Source organism: Thermotoga sp. 2812B (genome assembly GCF_000789335.1).
Taxonomy (GTDB): Bacteria; Thermotogota; Thermotogae; order Thermotogales; family Thermotogaceae; genus Thermotoga; species Thermotoga maritima.
Genome location: NZ_CP003408.1, coordinates 159177 through 180348 on the forward strand (window position 1 = coordinate 159177; position 21172 = coordinate 180348).

The 21172-nt window shown below is 43.6% G+C and carries 18 protein-coding genes and 1 tRNA gene; 17 read left to right on the forward strand and 2 right to left on the reverse strand.

What is annotated here, in order from left to right; genetic code table 11:
* Nucleotides 1-8: 8 nt before the first annotated feature.
* Nucleotides 9-1205 carry a glycosyltransferase family 4 protein gene (locus T2812B_RS00855; protein WP_008192848.1) on the reverse strand — a complete coding sequence of 399 codons (1197 nt, stop codon included), beginning with the start codon at nucleotides 1203-1205 and terminating at the stop codon, nucleotides 9-11.
* Between the two features lie 69 nt (nucleotides 1206-1274).
* Here T2812B_RS00855 and T2812B_RS00860 point away from each other — a divergent pair, with 69 nt between their 5' ends.
* From T2812B_RS00860 to T2812B_RS00905, 10 genes are all read left to right on the forward strand, one after another.
* Nucleotides 1275-2243 carry an ATP-grasp domain-containing protein gene (locus T2812B_RS00860; RefSeq protein ID WP_156106812.1) on the forward strand — a complete coding sequence of 323 codons (969 nt, stop codon included), beginning with the start codon at nucleotides 1275-1277 and terminating at the stop codon, nucleotides 2241-2243.
* The gene (locus tag T2812B_RS00865) at nucleotides 2240-2878 is read left to right on the forward strand and encodes an HAD family hydrolase (RefSeq protein ID WP_008192840.1); all 639 of its coding nucleotides are present in this window, start codon (nucleotides 2240-2242) and stop codon (nucleotides 2876-2878) included. The genes T2812B_RS00860 and T2812B_RS00865 overlap by 4 nt, the downstream gene beginning before the upstream one ends.
* Before the next feature lie 131 nt (nucleotides 2879-3009).
* The gene (gene flgL, locus T2812B_RS00870; protein ID WP_039454413.1) at nucleotides 3010-4173 is read left to right on the forward strand and encodes a flagellar hook-associated protein FlgL; all 1164 of its coding nucleotides are present in this window, start codon (nucleotides 3010-3012) and stop codon (nucleotides 4171-4173) included.
* 105 nt (nucleotides 4174-4278) lie between these two features.
* Entirely contained in the window at nucleotides 4279-6861 is a 2583-nt protein-coding gene (locus T2812B_RS00875) for a glycosyltransferase family 2 protein (protein WP_008192803.1), read from the forward strand.
* Nucleotides 6862-6863: 2 nt separating this feature from the next.
* Nucleotides 6864-9989 carry a glycosyltransferase gene (locus T2812B_RS00880; RefSeq protein WP_008192801.1) on the forward strand — a complete coding sequence of 1042 codons (3126 nt, stop codon included), beginning with the start codon at nucleotides 6864-6866 and terminating at the stop codon, nucleotides 9987-9989.
* Between the two features lie 111 nt (nucleotides 9990-10100).
* A complete protein-coding gene (locus T2812B_RS00885; RefSeq protein WP_008192799.1) occupies nucleotides 10101-11297 on the forward strand; it encodes an FprA family A-type flavoprotein in 1197 nt (398 codons plus the stop codon).
* Nucleotides 11298-11303: 6 nt separating this feature from the next.
* Nucleotides 11304-12380, forward strand: a complete 1077-nt coding sequence (locus T2812B_RS00890; RefSeq protein ID WP_008192797.1) for an NAD(P)/FAD-dependent oxidoreductase — start codon at nucleotides 11304-11306, stop codon at nucleotides 12378-12380.
* A complete protein-coding gene (gene ubiE, locus T2812B_RS00895) occupies nucleotides 12377-13036 on the forward strand; it encodes a bifunctional demethylmenaquinone methyltransferase/2-methoxy-6-polyprenyl-1,4-benzoquinol methylase UbiE (RefSeq protein WP_008192795.1) in 660 nt (219 codons plus the stop codon). Before T2812B_RS00890 ends, ubiE begins: the two co-directional genes overlap by 4 nt.
* A 92-nt stretch (nucleotides 13037-13128) precedes the next feature.
* Nucleotides 13129-14535 carry an alpha-glucosidase AglA gene (gene aglA / locus T2812B_RS00900; protein WP_008192792.1) on the forward strand — a complete coding sequence of 469 codons (1407 nt, stop codon included), beginning with the start codon at nucleotides 13129-13131 and terminating at the stop codon, nucleotides 14533-14535.
* Between the two features lie 54 nt (nucleotides 14536-14589).
* Nucleotides 14590-15165 (forward strand): GGDEF domain-containing protein, encoded by a 576-nt coding sequence (locus T2812B_RS00905; protein ID WP_008192790.1) that lies wholly within the window; start codon nucleotides 14590-14592, stop codon nucleotides 15163-15165.
* A 101-nt stretch (nucleotides 15166-15266) separates the two neighbouring features.
* Here T2812B_RS00905 and T2812B_RS00910 read toward each other — a convergent pair.
* Nucleotides 15267-15340 (reverse strand) — tRNA-Gln (locus tag T2812B_RS00910).
* Nucleotides 15341-15400: 60 nt separating this feature from the next.
* Between T2812B_RS00910 and T2812B_RS00915 the strand changes: the two genes are divergently transcribed.
* The 7 genes from T2812B_RS00915 to T2812B_RS00945 are packed head-to-tail and all read left to right on the forward strand — an operon-like array spanning nucleotide 15401 to nucleotide 21169.
* Nucleotides 15401-17068, forward strand: coding sequence for a nucleoside kinase (locus T2812B_RS00915; RefSeq protein WP_008192787.1), 1668 nt, complete (start codon nucleotides 15401-15403; stop codon nucleotides 17066-17068).
* On the forward strand, nucleotides 17065-17943 hold the full coding sequence (locus T2812B_RS00920) for a DUF4941 domain-containing protein (protein ID WP_008192785.1): 879 nt from the start codon (nucleotides 17065-17067) through the stop codon (nucleotides 17941-17943). The genes T2812B_RS00915 and T2812B_RS00920 overlap by 4 nt, the downstream gene beginning before the upstream one ends.
* Nucleotides 17940-18383 (forward strand): GerMN domain-containing protein, encoded by a 444-nt coding sequence (locus T2812B_RS00925; protein ID WP_008192783.1) that lies wholly within the window; start codon nucleotides 17940-17942, stop codon nucleotides 18381-18383. Before T2812B_RS00920 ends, T2812B_RS00925 begins: the two co-directional genes overlap by 4 nt.
* Nucleotides 18368-19156, forward strand: coding sequence for a tRNA (adenine-N1)-methyltransferase (locus tag T2812B_RS00930; protein WP_008192781.1), 789 nt, complete (start codon nucleotides 18368-18370; stop codon nucleotides 19154-19156). Before T2812B_RS00925 ends, T2812B_RS00930 begins: the two co-directional genes overlap by 16 nt.
* A complete protein-coding gene (locus T2812B_RS00935; protein ID WP_008192779.1) occupies nucleotides 19153-20361 on the forward strand; it encodes a S41 family peptidase in 1209 nt (402 codons plus the stop codon). Before T2812B_RS00930 ends, T2812B_RS00935 begins: the two co-directional genes overlap by 4 nt.
* Complete coding sequence (locus T2812B_RS00940; protein ID WP_008192777.1) at nucleotides 20358-20744, forward strand: hypothetical protein; 387 nt, start codon at nucleotides 20358-20360, stop codon at nucleotides 20742-20744. Before T2812B_RS00935 ends, T2812B_RS00940 begins: the two co-directional genes overlap by 4 nt.
* Nucleotides 20744-21169, forward strand: a complete 426-nt coding sequence (locus T2812B_RS00945; protein ID WP_008192775.1) for a hypothetical protein — start codon at nucleotides 20744-20746, stop codon at nucleotides 21167-21169. The genes T2812B_RS00940 and T2812B_RS00945 overlap by 1 nt, the downstream gene beginning before the upstream one ends.
* The last annotated feature ends 3 nt before the right edge of the window (nucleotides 21170-21172 follow it).

Below are 21172 nucleotides of genomic sequence, written 5' to 3' on the forward strand. Positions count from 1 at the left end.
TTTTCGTTTCAGGAGAGTACGAAACTTCTTAACTTTTCGTAAAGTCGATCCCAGTCTCTTTCCTTCTCCACATACTCTCTGTTTCTCCTGCCGAGTTCTGAAAGATCCTCGAGGAGGATCTTCCTCAGTGCCTCTTCGAGATTATCTTCCCTGAAAAAGACAGCACCCTTTGTTTTCTTGAAAGGGAAATTTTCGATATCGACACAGAGAACTGGTTTTCCAGAGGCCATGTAGTCTACCACCTTGTAGGAACTCACGGCGGGGTGATCCATCACGGTTTGAGAGAGAGTGAAGAGGAGAACATCTGCTCTTTGAAGAAGGTAGGGAACACACCTTTTCGGGACGGGATCAAAAAAGAACACGTTTTGAAGATATTTCGCTGTTTCTTTCACAGAATTGAGGTAATCCACCTGAGACGGTCCGACAAAGAGGAACACAAAACGATCTCTCAGGTTTTTGTTCACTTTTGAAAGTGCTTCTATGAACTCTTTTATTCCTTGATGTTCGACGATGGATCCCGCGTAGACAACCTTTATCTTGCCATCAGGCACCCTTGAAAAAAGCTCATCCACCACCGGGCACGGTTCTGGATCTTTGAAAACCTTCAGATCAACACCGTTGGGAATGTAGATAAAATTCTTTGGTCGAACCTTCAATCTGTTGAAGTGCTTGGAAAGATCTGGAACAAGGGAAATGATCCCATCCGCCTTCGGATAATACTCTTTGCACATGTGGTCGAAGAGCTTTGAAACTGGATGACGGTAACTCAGAGAACCGAGTTTTACAAGATCGTCCGGCCAGACGTCCCTGATCTCGATGAAGAATTTTCCGCCTTTTCTTCTCACATAGTACCAGCCGAGGCTCCAGGAAAACGGATGCGGAGAAGACGCTATGATAACGTCGTATCTCTTCTGAATGATCTTCTTCCTTCCGTTTCTGTAATAATCTATCGAGGAGAGAAGCCTCGAAAGGGAGTTTCCGGTGTACTCTCTTGTCTCAACGACGATGAAATCCACACCGTCCTTAGAAAAGCTCCATCCATATGTTCCGCTCCATTTTTTTCCAGTGAGGTGTGAAAAATCCCCGATGTAGATGTCCACTCTGTGACCTTCTCTTACAAATCGCTTCGCGAGTTCAAAATGCCTCGTTTCTGCGCTTCCCATCTCCGGTATACTCGCGTAGTGGTTGAGTATGGCGATGTTCAAGGTTATTCCTCCTTCTTTTACAGTCCTCCCTCGTTATTATAGAATGAGATTGAAAAGAAGGAGGTGGAGATGGTGAAAATTCTAATAGGTTCATGCGGTGGTCTTACAGGTCTTTATTTAGCGAAAGTTCTGCGAAAAATGGATATTGGAGAGAGGTTCGAGATATATGGTTTCGATATAACAACGAAGGTTCCTACAAAATTCTTTCTGGATAAATTGTTTGTAATAAGCAGATCCAGTGAAGAGAAGGAGTTTATCGATCAACTCATTGAAATCCTGAACAAAGAAAGGATAGATATCTATATCCCGGTGCACTCTGAAGAATGCAGAGTTGTTTCAAAATACCAGACTGAAATACTCAAACGAAGTCGTTCGAAATTCATGATATCACCTTATGAAACATTCAAAATGCTGGATAATAAAGCAAATGCTTATAAAATTCTGAAGGGGATAGGACTTAAAACGCCAAAAATATACACCTCTTACCACGACGTAGATGAATTTCCCGTGGTTGTCAAACCAGCAGTGGGAAGCGGCAGCAGAGGATTTTTCATTTGTAGAAACAGGGAGGAATTAGAACTTGCAACAACGATTTATAGAGACGCTCTAATAATGGAATATATCGATGGAAAAGAATACACAGTCGATGCTTTCTTCAACAAAAAAGGTGAGCTGGTCACATACAATCAGAGAATCAGAATCAAAACGTTGGGAGGCGCTGCTGTTATCTCAGAAAACGACTTTTCGATTGATGTTCGTGATCAAATTGAAAAAATTGCGGCGAAGTGTAAAATATTTGGGCCTGCAAATTTTCAGTTTTTTCTGACTCCAGAAAATGAAGTAATATTTACAGATATAAATCTGAGATTCGCTTCCGGAGGGCTTCCTTTGAGCGTAGAATCAGGTTCCAACATTGTAAAATTGTTAATACTGGAACTTCTGGGAAAACCTTACAATCCATCTGAGTTTCAGAGTGATAGGAAAAAGCGAATTATGTACAGATATTTTGAGGAGATGTTCGAGGTGACCGAGGGGTGATAATTTTTGACCTCGATGGAACGTTGTTAGATGTTTGGGAAAGATATTTCTTTGTGTTCAATTCATGGTGGAAAATTGAAAACCTCGATCTTGAAACGTTCAAAACACTGAAGAGAAGGTTCGAACAGGATTCGATGATAGTCAACCTTTTCCGCAATGTCTCCGAACAGGAATACGAGTCATACAGAGAATACAAAAGAGAAAAACTGGAAGATCCATCTGTTTTAGAACTTGATAGAGACATTGTTGATTGGAGTTTATTAGACAGGTTGAAGGAAAAATACATCATACTGACATTGAGGCGAAATCACAAAGCCCTCCTTGAAGATCTGAAAAAGAGAAACGAAAGTATAGTAGACAATGTTGTGGCTTTGAAACCAAACGGAGATCTGTTGATTAAGTACAACTGGGTAAAAAACAATGTACCATCAGACGAAGAGATTACAGTTGTTGGAGATTCAGAAACAGATCTTCTCATAGGGAAACAGAAACAAGTACATGTTTTTCTTGTAAAAACCGGCCTGAGGGATCCAGATATGCTGATAAAAAAATTCTCTGAGCAATTATTCGGGAAAGTGTTCATCGTGAATTCTGTAAACGATTTCTTGTACCTGTACCTTCAAAATCCATATTGAAATCTTCAGAAGAACATTTCGTTACAAACATTTAACATTAAAATCCCCTGAAGGGCTTCCGATTAAAAATAATGGAAAACCCGGCGCCGGGTACAGGGAAGTAAAGACTTTCACACGGAGGTGAGTGGTTCATGAGGATCAATCACAACATCAGTGCGTTGAACGCCTGGAGGAACATCAGTCAGACACAGTACAGCATGAGCAAAACCCTTGAAAGACTCTCCTCTGGTTTGAGGATCAACAGGGCAGGAGACGACGCAGCGGGACTTGCCATCAGCGAAAAGATGAGAGGCCAGATCAAAGGTCTCAACATGGCGATCAAGAACGCTCAGGATGCCATCTCTCTGATCCAGACAGCAGAAGGAGCTCTCACAGAGGTACACTCGATCCTTCAGAGAATGAGGGAACTCGCAGTTCAGGCTGCGTCCGATACGAACACGGACGTCGATAGAGAACAGATTCAGAAGGAAATCGATCAGCTCAGAGAGGAAATAGACAGAATCGCAAGAACAACAGAGTTCAACACCAAAAAGCTCCTCGATGGAAAACTCGAAAGCTTCAGAAACAAAGTGGACGCAAAAGTTGTTACTGGTGGAAATATCAATGTCCAGCTTGGAAAAGTTTCAAGCGCAGCGGTTGAGGGAACGTACGTTATCGAAGTAGGACAATTCACCGGCGCTGTTACATCTGAACTTGATGTCAAGATAACCCTGTTCACCGCCGGAGGATCTAAATACACAATTGTTGACTTGACAGCAGGCCAAGCAACCCTTGGTGCTGTAACCTTTAAGTGGAAAACAGATGTTCTCAGTATAAGTGATTTTGGAGGGGCTCTTCCGAAAAACGAAGTAGTAGACAGTGCGGTTGTCAGGGTAGAAGCCATTTATACATCTGCTTCCCAGCTTATTTTCCAGATCGGAGCGAACGAAGGGCACAACATGGTTGCAGGAATTGACGACATGAGCGCAGCAGCACTCGGATTGACAACAACTTCCCTCAAAGTTACCACTCAAGACGCAGCCGAGAGAGCGATCATGGTTGTGGACGCTGCAATTCACAGGGTGAGCACGGCAAGGGCAGCACTTGGTGCTGTTCAGAACAGGCTCGAACACACCATCTCCAACCTCGGAGTTGCAGCGGAAAACCTCACAGCGGCCGAATCCAGAATCAGAGACGCAGACATGGCAAAAGAGATGATGGAATTCACCAAACAACAGATCCTGCTTCAGTCCAGTATGGCTATGCTCGCTCAGTCCAACACACTACCACAGAACGTCCTCCAGCTGATGAGATAAAAATAAACATCGTCAATTCGGGGGCATATGCCCCCTTTGTTTTTGTGCAAAAATATATGAGGAAGGAAAGAGCAGGACATAGAAATATACAACCGAGGTGAGAAGATGAGAAAATGTCTGCTTTCTGTAGCCATGATAGTGAAAGACGAAGAACACAACATAAGAAGAGCGCTTGAAAGCATAAAAGACGTCGTAGATGAAATCGTGGTGGTCGACACGGGATCCAAAGACAGAACACCAGAGATCGTGAGAGAATACACAGACAAGCTTTACTTCCACGAATGGAAAAACGATTTCTCTGAAGCGAGGAACTTTTCTTTGAAATTTCCCACCTGCGAGTGGATTCTCATTCTGGACGCTGACGAAGAAGCTTCAGAAGAGTTCAGACAAAACATCAGAAGTTTTCTGGAAAGCCTATCAGAAGATGTGAACACCGTGTATCTTCCCACAGTGAGTTATCTTGATTGGGACTTCAAAAAAACTGAAATAGCATCAACACCGAGGATCTTCAGAAACGGTACTGTTTACTATAAGAACATCGTTCACAACCAAGCGATTTATAAACCAAAGGTAGTACATGCCCCGTTCAGGATTTATCATTACGGCTACATCTGGACAAGAAAGCTCAAAAAGAAAAAGTATGAGCGAACAGGGACATTAATAAGAGAACATCTAAAGAACGTGAAAGATCCTGTAGAAAAGATATATTACCTTATTCAGCTTTACAAAACAAAGAAAATAGGTGGTAAAAAGCACGAGGAAAACAAAATCGCTTGGGAGACTCTGCAGGAAATAATGAAAATCGGGAAAATACCTGCAATAGGTCTGGAATTTCTTTATATATTCGGAATGGAGCTAATTTTGAATGGGTTCCTTGAAAAAGGAGAAGAACTCATAGATACTGCCATAAAAGCCTTTCCGGAAAATCCTGATCCTTATTTTGCAAAGCTTGCTATTTATGAGAGAAGGAAAGATTGGGAGAATCTCTATCAATGGGGAAAGAAATTTCTCGATGTTTTAAATAAAGCTTTATCGCAGGCCGAGAAGTACGAATTCACCATCACAACTATAAAAGAAATAGGAACAGCTCACCTTCTCATGTGCCACGCTTGTGTAAAGCTTAAAAAATGGAATGAAGCTTATGAACATCTACTGAAAGCGATTGAAAATGATATAGATGAGTCTAAATTCATCCTCACACTTCAAATTGTTTCAGAGATAAGCGAAAAAGAAGACTTCCAAAAGGTACTTAAATTAATCGAAAAGATCGCCGAAAACTCTGAAAACCTGTTTTTCGATGAAATAGTTGAGAAAATAGCGGAATTCGAGATTGAAGCATCCGAAAAGCTTTTGAACAAACTCCCTGTTTCAAGGAGAATCTCCAAATTCATTTTGAAGAGATTAGTAGAAAAGAAGGATTTCCTGTTCGAATACCTTACAAACGAGGACATAAACTCCTTCGTGGGAAAAACAGGTATCCCCGGACTTCTTTTCATCTTCGATCTTTTGAGAGAGAAAGAAACAGAAGGAAGACTCATCAGAATCCTCTCAAAGATCGAAGGTGATGAAAAACTTAACGGCATTATCCAGGCTCTCATCGGTGACCTGTATCTGAAACTTGGGAATTTCTCGGAAGCCATCTCAAGGTACAGAAAAACACTGGAACTGGCTCCGGAGATAGCAAGCTTCATAAAACCCGTGATAGAAGATCTGAAAACAAGACTCGACCCGGACATAGAAGGAGTTTACGAGGAATTGTACAGATACTTCTCCGGCTACAGAGAGTTTCCGTTCAACATCCTCGAATTCGCAAAAGAAGACGCAGAAAAACTGTATCTCATCTCCGATCACCCACTCGCCATCTACACCTCAGCAGTGGCTGTGTTCCAAAAAAGCAAAGAAAAAGCAAGAACGCTTCTTGAAAGAATAAAAGACATCTCAAAACTTCCATTCTACTATTACCGTCTCGCAAAAACCTGGGAAGAAGAGAATCCATTGAAAGCTTTCGAACTTCACATAAAAGCAGTGGAAGAAAACGAAAATCTGGGAGACATAGCACTTGGAAGATACAAATACAACGGGCTTTATCCGAATCAGACATTTCCGTTCATGAAAAAAGAGGATGAAATCATCTGGGTGGGAAACATAACAGAGAGATTCTCTGGTTTTGGTGCGATTCACCCTGTCAGAGCGTGGAAGAGAAAAGAAAACTTCTACTACGCGCTTCCATATCCATCAGATGAAGCCTTGAAGCTCTACAAAGAAAGAGAAAAGGAAATCATGAAAGAACCTCCATTCAAAGTGAAAGAAGAACACATAATAGAAGCTCTTCTGGAGAGCGATATAAGGGACCTGAGAATCAAAGGAGAAGCTCCTGGGATTGAGTCCGTCCTGAAAGATCTGGAAATAGAGTTGAAAGAAAACTCGAAGAACTTCCTTGTTGTTTCTGGTGTGGAAGAGACACTAGACCTGAATAAACTTGTTGAAAATGCTGAAAGAGTGCTTCTTTTCTTCTTCGTGCCTGATTTGAATGATAGAAACAACCCCGTGTGGTATTATCCTGGCTTCAGAGTATTGAGAACCACTCATCAAATGAGGAAAACTCTGGAAAATCTGAGATTCTCCGTTGTTAAAGTGAGAGCAGTTGATAAAAACCTCAGGTTCATTGAAGCCTTCAGGAGGGTCTGATTATGGACATCTTTGAAGAGATAAGAAAAAGGATAGAACAAAAAGAATTCTCGAAAGCAAAAGAACTGATTGAAAAGATAGAAGATAAAGTAGAAAGATACAATTTGCTCGGAATCATACACTACTACGAAGGTAAAATCGACGAAGCGCTCATGTTTTTCAAAAAAGCCCTCGATATCAATCCAATTCACGACGATGTTCTTTTCAACTATTCAAAGGTGCTCTTTGAAAAGGGAGAATACTTCGAATCCTGGAGGTATCTGACAAGGATCAACAGCAAAACGTGGGAAGTCTACGACATGCTTGGAGACACACAGTTGAAGCAGAACAATCCAGCGATGGCTCTTCATTACTATAAGAAGGCAATGGAACTTTCCAATATACCGGAAATGAAAGAAAAATACCAGATCTTGAAGGACCAGTTCAAAAAAGACATAAAGCTTGCCATATTTTGCCTTCCTGGTCTGGACAACTTCATAAAAGACATAGCTCAGATTTTGTCGAACATCTACGATGTGAAACTCGTAGTTACAACAGATGGGAAACAGATCCAGGAAGCTTACAACTGGGCAGATATCGTCTGGCTCGAATGGGCGAACGAAATGGCAGTGGAGATAACGAATAAACTGCCGAAGGATGGAAAAAAGATCATATGTAGATTACATGGTTACGAATCTCTTCGCAAAGATTTATTGAGTAACATCAAATGGGAGAAAGTAGATCATGTTGTTTTTGTCGCGGAAAATGTTTTGAAAACATCCCTTGAAAATTGTTCTCAACTCAAATTTGTTCCTCATTCATTGATTTGGAATGGAATAGATCTGACCAAGTTTACCTTCAAAGTGAGAAAACCTGGTTATAATCTCGTTTTTGTAGGGCATTTCAACTATAAGAAAAATCCGACTCTTGCAGTTCAAATATTAAAGAAATTGACAAATATTGATTCAAGATACAACATCTCCTGGGCGGGTCAGATGCAAGATGAAAGAATGTGGAGGTACGTTAATTACGTACTAAAAAAGATGGGAATAGAAAACAGGTTCAAATTTGATGGTTTTATAACGAATGTTAACAATTATCTTGAGAGTAAAAACATTTTTTTGTCTACAAGTATACACGAAGGGTACGGAGTAGCAATTCTTGAAGCAATGGCCAAGGGTATAAAACCAGTGATTCATAACTTCTATGTAGCTGAAGAATTTTATCCCAGAGAATATATTTTCAATACAATTGATGAAGCAATAGAAATGATATGTTCCGATGATTATGATTCTACAAAATATCGTGATTTTGTTGAACAAAATTGCTCCCTTGAAAAGCAAATTGCATCAATATTGAACATTGTCCAAACTCAAGATAACAGTAGAACAAAAAGTAAATCAATCCATAAGAAATCAAGCACAGGGAATAGTTTCGCGAAAATATGGAAAGAATACAGTAAACTTGATTCTTTCACGATCATGAACGATCTTCCAGGGAAAAGTCTTAGATCAGAATTTGTAAGTTTATTAGAGCGATTTTTTATTCTCAATAAAGCACAGATTCTAGAAGTCGGAACTGGAACAGGAGCGTTCTCAATCGAACTTGCACTCAGAGAATCTGATGTCACTGGTATAGACATTGATCCTTCTTCTGTTGAATTAGCAATCAGGATAAGCAAGGATTATAACGTTGAAAACGTTAAATTCAGGGTAGGTGATGGTTTCAAACTAACAGAATCGTTCAAGACACAGGAGTTTGATATTGCTTTCAACATGGAAGTGGTTGAACACTTTAAAAAAGATGACGACATAATCAAAATGTTAAAGCAAATGGGTGAAGTTGCGAAATTCGTTGTAGTAGGCGTTCCATACGGTGGTTCATTTGTTTACAAAACAGCAAAAGAAACCGCTCAAAAACTTGGTGACTGGGAATATGGTTTTGAAAGAGATTTTTTAACCTTGAAACCTCTTATCAAACAAGCAGGTTTGATCCCTCTTCATGAAGAAGTAATAGGAGTTCTGGCAGAACCGTTTTACCTGAGAAGGATAAATCCAGAGTGGGTACCTTTAAAAATAGCTGAGAATTTGCAAAAATATTTTCAAGGTGAAAAAGTTGGTTCCTGGTTGATTTGTTTTGCAACAAAATGGCCAGGTTACGCAGATGAATTTCTGAAATTAGATGATCACAAGAAAATAAAGTTTGAAGGCACACAAATAAGCCTATTAACTATTCCCGAACCATCGGTTTCCATTGTTATACCTGTTTTGAATGGAGCAAATTATGTAAAAAGACTCGTGGACAATATTAAACAAATCGATTATGAGAATTTTGAAGTTGTATTGGTTGACGATGGATCAACTGACGAAACGGCTGATTTATTTGAAAGGTTCACAAAAGGAGAACCTAAGTTACGCGATAAGGTTTTGATAATTAGAAATAAAGAAAACGTTGGAACCTTTCACTCAAGATTAATGGGTGTTAAACACAGTCAAGGATCATTTGTTTTCTTTCATGATATTGATGATCTTGTTTACTCCAAAGGAATCAAAAAACTTTTGGATGATTTGTTGAACTTTCCGAACAAAAAACCATTACTCACCGTAGCAAATGCGTTGATGTCAGGAGAACAGTTCAATGGAGAAATTTGGTGTAGTGATTTTTATAAAAACAAAGAAGAATTGCTTGTTTCAGAAATCACTTCTCTTTCAGGGAAAATTCCGATAATAGACACCCTTATAGAACGTATTCCTCTTCAAAAAGCTTACGAAGAACTCGCCAAAATTCTTAATAAAGTAGGAATAACAAAAATGACGATTGCCGAGGACACAATTCTTGCCAATTATCTTTTATTAAAGCATTACGCAGAAAAAATGATTCCAATTTTTTACACTTTCACAGGCTATGAGATCGGTAACTTACAATCGAACTCAAAAAAACTTTTGGAAAGAATCAAACAAATTCCCATATGCATCGCTTTCCTCATAGTAATATCACAAAAAGAAAAATTGTTCGATAAAGCAACTCTCAAACAACTTGAGAATACTGTGAAGCAAAGTGCTGTTAGAATCTATGGTCAAGAATTGGGACAGAAGTTCTTTGAAAACTATTTGGAATTCAAACGCCGCTTTTCCGGTATAATGCTATAAACCCAAGTATATGAAAAAATTCACATAGTTGTTCCAGTTTTTGAAACCGCTTTCTTTACATTTTTTTGCTATAATCACTTTGGAATCCCTAATTCAATGGAGGTGTCCTGTATGCCAAAAATCTGGTCTGAAAAGATCTTCGACGATCCGGAAATCCACATTTTGAGAATAGACGACGATCAGATAAAGTACTTCGAGGCGGTTTGGGAAATACCTGAAGGGATCAGCTACAACGCGTATCTTGTGAAGCTGAAGGATGCAAACGTTCTGATAGACGGCTGGAAGAAGAACTACACGAAAGAGTTCATCGACATTCTGTCCAAGATCGTCGATCCTAAGGAGATCACACACATCGTTGTGAACCACACCGAGCCGGACCACAGCGGATCTCTCCCTGCAACGCTCGAAGCGATTGGTCACGATGTGGAAATAATCGCTTCGAACTTCGGAAAAAGACTCCTCGAAGGATTCTACGGCATAAAAGACGTGACAGTCGTGAAGGATGGAGAAGAGAAAGAAATCGGAGGGAAAAAATTCAAATTCGTCATGACTCCCTGGCTTCACTGGCCCGACACAATGGTGACGTATCTCGACGGAGTTCTCTTCGGCTGTGATGTGGGCGGTGGATACCTGCTCCCAGATGTCTTGGACGACTCAAACGAGAGCGTTGTGGAAGAGTACCTTCCCTACGTCACAAAGTACATCGTCACGGTGATAGGGCACTACAAGAATTACATCCTCGAAGGTGCGGAAAAGCTTTCCAGTCTGGAGATAAAGGCACTCCTTCCAGGACACGGACTGATCTGGAAGAAAGATCCTCAAAGGCTACTGAACCACTACGTGAGTGTTGCAAAGGGAGATCCGAAAAAAGGAAAAGTCACGGTGATCTACGATTCCATGTACGGCTTCGTCGAGAACGTGATGAAGAAGGCGATCGACTCTCTCAAAGAGAAAGGTTTCACACCGGTTGTGTACAAATTCTCCGACGAAGAGAGACCCGCGATCAGCGAGATCCTGAAAGACATCCCGGACAGTGAAGCGTTGATCTTTGGTGTTTCCACCTACGAGGCGGAGATGCATCCACTCATGAGATTCACCCTTCTCGAGATAATAGACAAGGCAAACTACGAAAAACCCGTCCTCGTTTTTGGAGTGCACGGCTGGGCTCCATCCATCGAGAGAACAGCAGGAGAATTCTTGAAAGGAACGAAGTTCAAAATCCTCTCCTTCACAGAGATAAAAGGTGTCAGTGTGGACGAGAAAAAAATCGAAGAGGTTATATCTCTTCTCAAAAAAGAACTGGAGTGATGAATTGTGAAAATAGTGATCGTTGGAAACGGGCCCGGCGGGGTTGAACTCGCAAAACAGCTTTCAGAAGAACACGAGGTCACCATCGTGGAAAGAGAAACGGTGCCCTACTACACAAAACCCATGCTCAGCCATTACGTCGCGGGACTGGCAGAGGAAAAAAGTCTCTTTCCCTATCCGCCCGACTGGTACGAAAAGAAGGGAATAAAACTCCTTCTTGGCACAACCGCAAAAAGGATAGACGCAGAAAAGAAAGTTCTCGAAACAGACAGAGGAACCCTTGAATACGACGTCCTCGTTCTCGCAACGGGTGCAAAGCCGAGAGCACTCAAGATACCCGGCTGGGAGCGAATGTACACTTTGAGGACGATAGAGGATGCGAAGAGATTGAAAGAGGCGGTGGAAAGAGAAAAGGATCTTCTCATCATCGGCGGAGGGTTCATCGGCCTTGAAATCGCAGGGAATCTGTCGAAGCAGGGTATCAAAGTGAAAGTGGTTGAGAAGATGACCCGTCTCATGGGGCTGGACGAAGAACTGACAGAGAGAATAAAAGGAGAGCTCGAAAAACACGGAGTGGAGTTTTACCTCGGCAGGGACGTGGAGAGAATAGAAAACGATGTTCTCGTCACAGACAAAGAAGAGATACCGGCGAGGGTGATTCTCTGCTCCATAGGAATAATCCCGGAGGTGTCGCTCGCAAAAGAGAGCGGGCTTGATGTGAACAGAGGCATCTTGGTGGACAAAAAGTTCAGGACATCAAAACCTGATATATACGCCATCGGAGACTGTGCGGAATACGAAGGCATCATCTGCGGAACGGCGAAAGCCGCCATGGCACACGCGAAAGTTCTGGCAAACACGTTGAAGGGCATACCCGATGAGTACGACTTTCGTTTCAGATCCTCTTATTTCAAGTTCGGAGACTTTCCTATAGCCATAGTTGGAGAACTCACAGACAGAGGAGAGTTGATCGACAGCGAAACAAAGGCTTTCTACAGAGATGAAAGGATCGTCGGTGTGGTCGTACTCTCTGATGTGAGAAAAGCCAGGGAGTGGGAGGAAAGACTAAGAAGCACGCGATGAAGCTCTTCGACAAAATAGCGGAAAGGTACGATCTTTTGAACAGGATCATCTCTTTCGGAATGGATACGAAGTGGAGAAAACGAGTAGCGGAACTCACCCTTGAGGTGAATCCAGAAAAGGTTCTCGATCTTGCCGCGGGAACCGGAGATGTAGCCAGGCTCCTGAAAAGAAAAGCACCGCATCTCGAAATCACAGGCCTGGATTCTTCATCGAAGATGCTGGAAACAGCAAAAAAGAGATTGAAAGACGGAGAGTTCATCACAGGAGACGCTCACGATCTTCCTTTCGACGATGAAAGTTTCGACGCCATCACCGTGGCGTTTGGTTTCAGAAATTTTTCAGACAGAAGAAAAGTCTTGAGAGAATGTCGAAGAGTCCTCAAAAAAGGTGGAAGACTGGTGATCCTTGAACTCCTTCCACCTAACACCAAAAGATTCACGGGAAAGATCTACTCTTTTTATCTGAAAACCTGGGTTCCATTCGTTGGGGGTCTTCTCAGCGGGGATTTTCACGCCTACAGGTATCTCTCCACCTCCGTTCTCAATTTTCTGAGACCCGATCAAATAGTGGAGATGATGAAAGAGGAAGGCTTCAAGGCGAGTTTTGAACCTCTTTTCTTCTCTGTAGCGGGAATTTTCATTGGCGATTTGATCTGATGAGACATTTGGAATCACCACCAAAAATTGATAGAATTTCCTCAGGCAATTAATTCATCTCAGAAACGAATTTAACACGAGGAGGCAAGACTATGAAGATCTCCATCATCGGAGCAGGGAGTGTGAGGTTCGCACTTCAGCTTGTGGGAGATATCGCTCAGACCGAAGAGCTCTCAAAAGGAGACACCCATGTCTACCTCATGGACGTTCACGAAAAAAGACTGAATGCTTCTTACACTCTCGCAAAAAAGTACGTGGAAGAGCTGAACTCTCCTGTGCAGATCGTGAAAACATCCAGTCTGGATGAAGCCATAGATGGGGCGGACTTCATCATAAACACCGCCTATCCTTACGATCCGAGGTACCACGACAGCGGCTCTCAGAGATGGGACGAGGTCACAGATGTCGGTGAAAGACACGGCTACTACAGAGGCATCGACAGTCAGGAACTGAACATGGTTTCCACCTACACCTACGTTCTTTCTTCTTATCCCGACATGAAGCTCGCCCTCGAAATCGCAGAGAAGATGAAGAAGATGGCACCCAGAGCGTACTTGATGCAGACGGCAAATCCCGTCTTCGAGATCACACAGGCGGTGAGAAGGTGGACCGGTGCGAACATAGTGGGGTTCTGCCACGGAGTTGCCGGGGTCTACGAAGTCTTCGAAAGACTCGGTCTCGATCCGAAGGAAGTGGACTGGCAGGTGGCAGGTGTGAACCACGGTATCTGGTTGAACAGGTTCAGATACAGAGGAGAAGATGCCTATCCTCTCCTTGATGAGTGGATAGAGAAAGAGCTACCAAAGTGGGAGCCGAAGAATCCGTGGGACACACAGATGTCTCCTGCCGCGATGGACATGTACAGATTCTACGGTATGCTTCCGATAGGTGACACCGTGAGGAACGGTACCTGGAAATACCATTACAACCTGGAGACGAAGAAGAAGTGGTTTGGAAAGTTCGGTGGCATAGACAACGAAGTGGAAAGGCCAAAATTCCACGAACAGCTCAGAAGAGCAAGAGAGCGCCTCATAAAACTCGCAGAAGAGGTCCATCCAGGCATGAAACTCACAGAAGAACATCCCGAGATCTTCCCGAAAGGAAAACTCAGTGGAGAACAGCACATTCCTTTCATAAACGCGATAGCGAACAACAAACGTGTGAGACTCTTCCTGAACGTAGAGAACCAGGGAACGCTCAAGGACTTTCCCGATGATCTTGTGATGGAACTTCCCGTCTGGGTGGACGGCAGTGGAATCCACAGAGAGAAAGTGGAACCGGATCTCACTCACAGGATCAAGATCTTCTATCTGTGGCCCAGGATTCTGAGAATGGAGTGGAATCTGGAAGCGTACATCTCAAGGGACAGAAAGGTGCTCGAAGAGATTCTCATCAGAGACCCAAGGACAAAATCCTACGAGCAGGTTGTGAAAGTGCTCGACGAGATCTTCAACCTGCCCTTCAACGAAGAGTTGAGAGAATTTTACGAAAATTCTTAGAGTTTTCAACCAAATGTTTAATTGTAAACGATGTGGATGATGAGATTCTCCATTTTGCTGGTTCTAACGATAATAGCTATACACGCCTTCCATGTAACAAGAGGAAAGTGGATTGGGAGGTCTCATAAAGTCCTTCTGGGATCTGTTTTTGTCATAACAGGTGTTACGATAGCCACAGGAAGTTACTGGCTCTTTGTCGTTTCGGCATTTCTTGGACTTTTTTCTATGGGAATGCCCATCAAAGGAATGAAAAGATTAGCAGTCAGAGATTCCCTTACTGGTGTCCCTAATCGTCACTATTTTTTCGATGGAAAATTCCTGGAAGTAAGTAAGAAGGTGAATAATAACCAGCCGATTACTGTGGTAATGTTGGATATAGATGGGTTCAAGCGGTTCAATGACACTTATGGACACCTCGAAGGGGACAAAAGACTCAGGGAAGTTGCTGAGATTTTGAAATCTTCTGTTCGAAAAAATGACGTGGTCGTAAGATATGGTGGCGATGAGTTTCTCCTGGTTTTGCACGCAGATGAAAACGATGCAAAGAGAGTGATGAAAAGGATCGAAGAAGAACTTCAAAAGTATCTCCTACGGATTCAAAAGATGGTTCCCTCACGAAGCTGTGGATGATGTTCTGAAGGAAGCCGATCAGAGGATGTACGAGATGAAACAGGAGAAACAAAACCATATATCGGAAACGAGTGAAGCCCCCTGATCGGGGGCTTTTCTTTTGGCTGGGGCGGGTGGATTCGAACCACCGATCGCGGATCCAAAGTCCGCCGCCTTACCGCTTGGCCACGCCCCAACCCTTTCCATGCTATAATTTTACCACTGTAGGAAAGCTCCTTCAAGGGAGGAAGACAGCATGCGAAAGATCACACTTCGTTCAAAACTGGACGGGAGAGAGATCGTTCTCGAGGAAAATCAGAATCTTTTCGATATAGCCAGAGAGTACCAGAAGTACTACAGACACAAAATACTGGCTGCAAAGGTGAACAACAGGATAATAGAACTCTTCAGAACACCCGATAGAAGCGGAGAACTCGAATTTTTAGACCTCACAGATCCCGACGGACTCAGAATATACCAGAGGGGACTCGTCTTCCTCGCGAGTCTTGCGGTGAGGAAACTGAATCCAGAATGGCGATTGAAGGTTCTTCACTCCCTCGGAAAAGGGATATACTGCGAGATCTATAAGGGGAATGAGTTAATCGTTCCCGACGAGAATCAGGTGCTCACCATAAAAGATATGATGAGAGAGCTTGTCGAGAAGGATTTACCTATTGAGAAGAGAACGTTTTACAAAGACGAAGCAAGAGAAATTTTGATGAATGAAGGGCTCGTAAAAACGGTCAAGCTCTTCAAGTACAGGAAGAAAAGAACCGTGAAGCTTTACCACTGCGATGGTTTCTGGGCGTACTTCTACGGGTATCTTCCACCGAGCACCGGCAGGATCGACGTTTTCGATGTTCAGCCCTACAATCAGGGGCTTGTTCTTGTCCATCCGGATCCAAAAACAGGAGAGCTTCCCGTCATCCACATGCCCAAACTCTCCCAGGTGTTCCTCGAATACGCCCGATGGCTGAACGTTCTGGAACTCGAGTACGTATCCGATCTCAACGATATCATAGCCCGTGGGGAAAGACACGTGGCCGACCTGATGCTTCTTTCCGAAGCACTTCATGAAAAGAAGATCTCAGACATAGCAGATGAAATCGCAAAAGACAAAAGAAAACGGCTCATTCTGATTGCGGGTCCTTCCTCTTCGGGAAAGACCACCTTCGCCAAGAGACTCTCACTCCAGCTCAGGGTGAACGGTCTAAAACCGGTTGCCATTTCTCTCGACGACTACTTCGTGGACAGAGAGAAAACACCGCGTGACGAAAACGGAAACTACGATTTCGACTCGATAGAGGCTCTCGACATAGAACTCTTCAACAGGAACCTTCAGGATCTTTTGGCTGGAAAAGAGGTGGTCCTGCCGAAGTTCAACTTCAAGACCGGAAAGAGGATGAGAGGTCCCACTCTTAAATTGGAGAAAGACAATATCGTCATTGTCGAAGGAATACACGGTCTGAATGAACGTCTGACGGCCTCAATATCGAAAGAGCAAAAGTTCAAGATATATGTGAGTGCACTGACTCAGCTGAACATAGATGACCACAACAGAGTCACAACAACGGACACGCGGCTCATCAGAAGAATCGTGAGGGACTACAAGTTCCGGGGACACACTGCGTACGACACGTTGAAGATGTGGCCAAACGTCAGAAAGGGTGAAGAAAGAAACATCTTCCCGTTCCAGGAAGAAGCAGATATGATGTTCAACTCGGCCCTGGTTTACGAAATACCGGTGCTCAGAATATTCGCCGAACCACTTCTCGTTCAGGTTCCGGAAGATGTACCAGAATACTCAGAAGCACTCAGACTTCTGAAACTTTTGGATTTCTTCCTTCCCATTACGAACATAGAAGATATTCCTGATAAATCGATTCTCAGAGAGTTCATAGGAAGGAGTATCTTCAAATATTGATGAGAAGGTTGATATTGTTCCTTGCCATCTTTTCTGTGAGTCTGCTCGCAGAAACGATAACGCTCGATGCGACCATTTTGAGTTTCGATGATTTATTAAATCTTCTGGAGACCCACTCCAGAGTGTTCGATGTTACCCCACCTTCTACAGGAACCGTGGGAAGCATGAGGTACCTCGAGTACAACGGCCACGTTCTTGCAAACGTTGAAGACCTCTACATACTCGACAACAACAAACTGCCGTCTTCTGGGGTCCCGGTGGAAACCTTGAAACTCTTCGGAGTGGATTACGTTCAAACCAGTGAAGGTGTGAAGATCATAACGTGCCGTGTGAACTCGATCGAAGAGATAGGAAGAACCGTCGTTGTGAACTTCGAGGGTGAGAAGAACTTCGACGTTGAACAAACTCAGGACTCTGTGAGAATCACGGCAAAGGACTGGCTTTTGTTCAGAGGCATTCTTAAGATGCCCGAAGAGGTTCTCTACGAAAAAAAGAATGTCAGAATAGAAAGAACAGCCGAAAGTGAAGGACAGTTCAGGATTCTGTTGTCCGCCGAGTCAACGGGAAGATACGTTGTGAAACCCCTCGGTGAAAGGGTCGATCCGTACGAGAAAGATGTGGTTTTCCTTGTAGGTTACGGTGATGGAAGGATAATCGTGAGGAGTTTTTCAAAAGACCTGAACGGGTTGGACCTTCCCGCGTATTCAGAATCTTTGAAGCTCGCAAGAAAGATAGCAAATGAGTTGGGCTACAAACTCGAAGAATGCCCCGTGTACGATATACCCGTCGGTGTTGTTGGGATGATCGTTCTCTTGAAAGAAAAAGATGAAATGCCCGCTTTTCTGGGTACCGTTGAGAGGCTGATGACAGAATGAAAAAGAGCATCTTTGTTGTTCTTCTAACGGCATCCGTTCTTTTCTCCGTTGAACTGAAGATCTGTTATCTGAACGAGAACCTTCTTCCGATCGTTAAAGTTGCGGAGGGAAGGGACAATCCTGTTCTTGAAATTTTCGAAGCGCTTTCTTCTCCACCCGAGGGATTGAAAACCTTCGTTCCAAAAGGCGTTCTGAGAGCGTATTTCTTCGTGGGAGATTTCCTCATTCTCGATCTCTATGGAGAAAAATTGAAAGGAATGGACTTCGACTCGGAGAGGTACTTCATCCACCAGGTACTCTACACGATCTTTCTGAACGTGAAGGGTGTGAACAACGTGTACATCATAATAGATGGAAAGAAACGAGATGTTCTCGCGAAGCACGTGGACATCAGATTCAGCTTTCCAAGAGAGGTGTGGGAAAAGTGGCCGATACGCTGAAACCTGGAGACAGAGTATTGCTTTCTTTCGAAGATGAAAGCGAGTTTCTGGTCGATCTCGAGAAAGATAAAAAACTTCACACTCATCTCGGTATCATCGATTTGAACGAGGTGTTCGAGAAAGGTCCTGGAGAAATCATACGAACGTCCGCAGGAAAGAAGGGATACATTTTGATACCCAGCCTGATCGACGAGATCATGAACATGAAAAGAAGGACCCAGATAGTCTATCCAAAGGATTCATCTTTCATCGCGATGATGCTCGATGTGAAAGAGGGAGACAGGGTCATCGACACAGGTGTGGGAAGCGGAGCCATGTGCGCTGTGCTCGCGCGGGCCGTTGGAAGTTCAGGGAAAGTCTTCGCCTACGAGAGAAGAGAAGAGTTCGCAAAGCTCGCCGAAAGTAATCTAACGAAGTGGGGGTTGATAGAAAGAGTTACAATAAAGGTAAGGGACATCTCCGAAGGCTTCGATGAAAAAGATGTGGACGCTCTGTTCCTGGATGTTCCGGATCCGTGGAACTACATCGATAAGTGCTGGGAAGCTCTGAAAGGCGGAGGTAGGTTCGCAACCGTATGTCCAACAACAAACCAAGTCCAGGAAACCCTGAAAAAACTCCAGGAGCTTCCGTTCATAAGGATAGAAGTGTGGGAAAGTCTTTTCAGACCGTACAAACCAGTTCCGGAAAGACTGAGACCGGTGGATAGAATGGTTGCCCATACTGCGTACATGATATTCGCCACCAAAGTGTGCAGAAGGGAGGAAACAGAATGAGACTGAACCAGATTTCAAAGTTTGCTATCGTCAGTGTAGTAGTACTCGTTCTTGCGCTTCTTCTCGGGGGTTCTGCTAAAACGAATCTCACCGTAGAAGAAGTGAACAAGGCATTGGAGCCGTTCTTTGATTCGCTTTCTTACATCCTGAATTATTACTACGAAGCGGACAAGCTTGACATCAACAAGCTCATAGACCACGCGATAGACGGCCTTGTGAAGGGAACGGGAGACGATTTTTCCTACTACCAGGACCCAGAAACCTACCGTGAAAACCAGATAGAAATGAAGGGAGAGTACGGTGGGCTTGGAATAGAAGTGACCTACGATGCGGAACATGGCGCTATAAAGGTAGTGGCTCCTATGTATGGCACTCCCGCCTGGAGGGCAGGACTCAAAGCGGGTGATCTCATCATAACCATAGACGGCACACCCGTGTCTAAGATGACCTACATGGAAGCCGTGAACAACCTGAGAGGAGAACCCGGAACCTCTGTCACGATCGAGGTTCTCAGAGACGGTGAAAAACTCACCTTCACCATCGTGAGGGAGAAGATCGAGATAAAGATGGTGCTTTACTCCTTCATAGAAACGGAGAAGGGAAGAATCGGGTACGTCAGGATCACACGCTTCGGAGAAAAAGCGGATTCCGACATGAAAAACGCCCTGGACAAGATCTTCGAAAAGGGTGTGAAGGGATTGATAATCGATGTGAGGGACAACCCCGGTGGATACCTCGATGCCGCTCTCAAGATCGTCAGCATGTTCGTCGACAAAGGCGTGATTCTGAAGGTCAGAAACGGTTTCGGAGAAGAAGACGTCTACGAATCCTATGGAAACAACTATCCGAACGTACCGATAGTAGTTCTGGTGAACGAAGGATCGGCCTCGGCATCCGAGATATTGACGGGAGCACTCAAAGACCTTGGCATTGCAACCGTTGTTGGGAGAAAAACCTTCGGTAAGGGCTCAGTACAGACGGGCTTCCCACTGAGCAATGGTGGGGTTCTCTTTCTCACAACGGCTCACTACCTGACACCATCTGGAAAGGACATTCACAAGATCGGAATAGAGCCCGATGTCCTGGTAGAAGAAAACGTTGAAGAAGAACTCCACGCAGAGACCAGAGAGCAGATAGAAGTAGATCCAGAGAAGGATCCATTCGTGAAAAAAGGTCTTGAGGTGCTGCTCGAGAAGATAAAATGACGAGAAACGGATTTCTCTTCATCCTGTTTGTGGTGACGCTGGTTTTACTGATTGTGGACGTATCTTTCAAGAACGAAAGGAAGAGAATCGAGAGACTTCCTTCCTTTGATGTTGTCGTTGAAACACCCTTCAAAGAAACCGTTGAAGAGATGAAGATAGAACTCAACCGATCGATCCTGGTGAGCGAAGTTTTGAAAGAAGTGGAGAAAGCCGAATACTACCCGGAGTGGAAGGCTTTTGTTTTCAGAGACAGAGCAGACTTTGAAAAGGCGATCAACGTGGTGAGAAGAGAGACAGGTGAGAGGTTATCCATCAAGACCACAGAAGATGGTTTAGAATACTTCTTTTCCAGCGGGATGTACTTCATTTTGAAGGTGAAATGATGCTGAACCTGATAAATCTGGACGATTCAGGGAAGAGGTACTCTTTTCTGGTGCCGATTCTGGTGTTCTTTGTGAACACTGTCGGTTTTTGGAACGATATAGCGATGGTGTACAACTCGCTCAGGATTTTCCTGAAGGTTCTCGAGGATTTCTTTTTGTTTTTTCTCTATTCTCTCTCGATATCCGGGCTCTACAAAACGATAACGGGCAGAGCACCAACAGAGATGATGTGGGCACTTTCTTCATACGTTTTCTTGCCCCTTCTTTCTGTGTTTCTGGATGTTCGAGTTTCTCTTTTGATCCTCTTTTTCACTTCTTTGTTCCTTTTTAGGAAGCTGGAGCTGAGAAATCTGCTTTTCATTTCACTTGTGAGAGCATCTGCGCTTTGCCTTTTCATATGGAAGATCTCCTCATGGATGAGGTGAAAG